The 3,357-nt window shown below is 41.1% G+C and carries 4 protein-coding genes; all 4 read left to right on the forward strand.

What is annotated here, in order from left to right:
• On the forward strand, window positions 1–167 hold a 167-nt coding region (locus IIB50_03080), incomplete at its 5' end, for a hypothetical protein (GenBank protein ID MCH7530072.1).
• A gap of 127 nt (window positions 168–294) precedes the next feature.
• Window positions 295–1,305, forward strand: a complete 1,011-nt coding sequence (locus IIB50_03085; GenBank protein MCH7530073.1) for a M23 family metallopeptidase — start codon at window positions 295–297, stop codon at window positions 1,303–1,305.
• Between the two features lie 89 nt (window positions 1,306–1,394).
• Complete coding sequence (locus tag IIB50_03090; GenBank protein ID MCH7530074.1) at window positions 1,395–1,880, forward strand: FKBP-type peptidyl-prolyl cis-trans isomerase; 486 nt, start codon at window positions 1,395–1,397, stop codon at window positions 1,878–1,880.
• A 227-nt stretch (window positions 1,881–2,107) separates the two neighbouring features.
• Window positions 2,108–3,357, forward strand: a 1,250-nt coding sequence (locus tag IIB50_03095; protein ID MCH7530075.1) for a DEAD/DEAH box helicase family protein, incomplete at its 3' end; no start/stop codon positions are given.

A 3,357-nucleotide genomic window follows, 5' to 3' on the forward strand; every position in this document is an offset into this window, starting at 1 on the left:
AATATATTAGTGCAGTTTCCAGTTCAGGTGTTGGAAATGGTGACGCTGTCAGCGCTGGGGGCAGTAAGCTGATATTGGTGAATGAAAAAACTCCTCCCGGACGATCGCCAAATGTTTTTGAGAATTTCTTTGATTTTCTGGAGAAATGGTTTGGTAAGCAAGGATAATCTTGCCATTTTCAGGACTTTTTAACTTATACAGAGGTCTCTTATACATAGGACAGACCTATGTATAAATAATGGGTGTTGACTGTAATTAGTTCCAGCAGGACACGTTTTCCTGTACCATAATTAAATGAGCAGAAGTCTTTCTATTGTAGTTATAGTATTGCTTTTAGTCGGTGCGATTTTCCTATTTCCAAGGAACACAGATATTGAAATCACCAATTTTGAAGAATGCGTTGAAGCGGGGAATCCAGTAATGCTAAGCTATCCTCCTCAGTGTAGAGCGGGTGGGGAAACATTTATTGAAGATATAAGCAATGATGTAAAAGAAGAACCAGAGCCCGCTCCACTGCTTTTTATATCATCTCTTTTGCTTGAGCAGGGAGACACACTGCTCGTAAAAGTGGAGAATGTCTCTTCTGGTGTGGAAATAAGCGGAAGTTTCAGAAATGAAGAGCTATCTTTTTTCTCGCTCGGTTCTAACACACTGGCAACGATTGTGGGGATTGATACGAAAGCGATTTCAGGAAAATACAATCTTTCAGTGCGTATTGGAGATGAGAACATAATAAAAGAAATAACTGTTTTAAGAAAAGATTTTCCGGTAACAGAGCTTGTTATCACAAGTGAGCTTGAAGCAAAGGGATATACCCCTAGTACTGTGGCATCTGGCATTACTAAAAGAGATGGTCCAAGCATCAACGATGCCACACAAAAACATACATCTATTGCGCACTTTGACGAAGGATTTGGATATCCGCTTGATACCATTACCAATGTTGGAGCTTTTGGCAACATTAGAAAGCAAGGAGATTCGGCAATTCAGCATCTGGGAGTTGATCTGGATGCTCACACCGGGACTCCTGTGTATTCCATCAATAGCGGAATGGTGGTATTTACAGAAACGCTCGTGATATATGGCAACACACTTGTAGTGGACCATGGTCTTGGTATCTATTCACTGTACCTGCATCTTAGTAGCTTTGGTGTAGCAAAAGATGAGATGGTTGCACGAGGTCAGATAGTGGGATATTCGGGCAATAGCGGGTACTCTATAGAGCCACATCTTCACTTTTCAGTAAAAGTAGACGGTGCGCGAGTCGATCCTCTTCGTTTTATAGATACAGTGCGTGATATTTAGCTTTGGCATATATGGTGGAAAATGCACTGGCGAAAAGAAAAATATTTATGTTAGAATAAAGTATATTACTAAGGATATTACTACATAGTATGAGTGCACATAATAAAAGACTATTGGCAGTATTTATTGGGGTAGTTGTTGTCACTCCATTTTTCTTGTTTACAAATGCGTTTGGCACACTTTTTATCGGCTCCGAAAACGAAGCGGCTTCTGGGGAGAGTCTTTTAAATATAGATCTTGATTCTCAAAATTTTGTTTCAGAAGATGTGATAGTCGGGGAAGGAACAGAAGCGATAAGCGGAAATCTTGTCACGGTGCACTACATCGGTGTACTCTCTGACGGAACACCGTTTGATAGCTCACATTCGCGGGGTGAACCATTTCAGTTTATTCTTGGTGGCGGTCAGGTAATACAAGGTTGGGATATGGGAGTTGCTGGCATGAAAGTTGGCGGAAAGAGAATTTTAGTTATCCCTCCGGATTTGGCGTATGGAAGCAATGCAGTGGGTGCGATTCCTCCGGACTCAACTCTTATTTTTGAAATAGAGCTATTGGATGTAAGCATTCTTCAATAAAAAACTACAGCATTTACATTTCACGCAAGCGGCACAATATTGTTTTGTGTCGTTTTCCTTGCCGACCGATGGGTATCTGCTCTATAATGCCGCTATGTTTACCCTCGCAAAGTTTTGCGAAGCAAAATTTAGGAGGGCAAGAATTTTTGTCTGATGAGCCAATCTCTTATTGTATGATAGGTAGAAAACTTAGGAGGGTGAAAAAATAAGTCATTTTAATATTTATTATGAGTGGAACTTTTAAAATAAGTGAGGGTTTTAAGCCAGCAGGCGACCAACCCCAAGCTATAGAAAAACTCTCTAGTGGTGTAGAAAATGGACTAGAACACCAAACATTGTTAGGTGTAACCGGCTCTGGAAAAACATTCACTGTTGCCAATGTGATTGAAAAGATTCAGAAGCCGACACTTGTCATTGCACACAACAAAACGCTTGCCGCGCAACTTACTCAAGAGTACAGCGAATTTTTTCCCAATAATGCCGTGCACTATTTCGTCTCCTACTACGACTATTATCAGCCAGAGGCATACATGCCAGTGACCGATACATACATTGAGAAAGAGACTCAAATAAACGAGGAAATTGACAGACTTCGTCATGCGGCTACTCAAGCACTTCTTACCCGCAGGGACGTCATCGTGGTTGCATCGGTGTCGTGTATCTATGGTTTAGGTAACCCCGCCGAGTATGAAAAGGTGCACTTGAAATTTAGTACTAAGGAGAACATTAAAAGAGGAGATCTAATCCGTAAACTCATAGGTATTTATTTTGAACGCACCAACGCAGACCTCACACCCGGAAAATTTAGAGCTATAGGAAACTCGGTTGAGATAATGCCAACAAGTGAGAAAGTGATCTACCAACTGGAGCTTTCTGGAAATATTATTGAAAGTATTCTAAAAATTAATGCAATTACGCGCGCTATAATAGAACATCTTGATTCATTCTCTCTCTTTCCGGCAAAGCATTTTGTTACTCCGGAAAAAGAGAAGAGAAGGGCGATAAACGATATCAAAGTGGAACTGAAAGAACGACTGGCGTATTTCAATAAGGCCGGGAAACTACTTGAGGCGGAAAGGATAAAAAGACGTACAAGCTATGATTTGGCAATGATTCGCGAAATAGGATATTGCAGTGGGATTGAAAATTATTCACGGCATTTCGATGGTCGGCAAGAAGGACAAGCGCCGTATACACTTCTGTCGTATTTCCCAAAGAAAAAAGATAGTTCGCCCGATTTTCTCACTGTCATTGATGAGTCGCATGTTACCGTTCCTCAAATTGCCGGCATGTATGCGGGAGACAAATCTCGAAAAACGACACTCATAGAGCACGGCTTTCGTCTACCTTCAGCACTTGATAATCGTCCGCTTTCGTTTGAAGAATTTAAGGACAGGGTGGGGCAGGTGCTCTATACATCTGCTACTCCGAGAGAATATGAACTAAAAGAAAGCGGACAATTTGTGGAGCAGATAAT

The sequence above is a fragment of the Patescibacteria group bacterium genome (genome assembly GCA_022560785.1).
In the GTDB taxonomy this organism is placed as follows: Bacteria; Patescibacteriota; Minisyncoccia; order Phycocordibacterales; family JADFSL01; genus JADFSL01.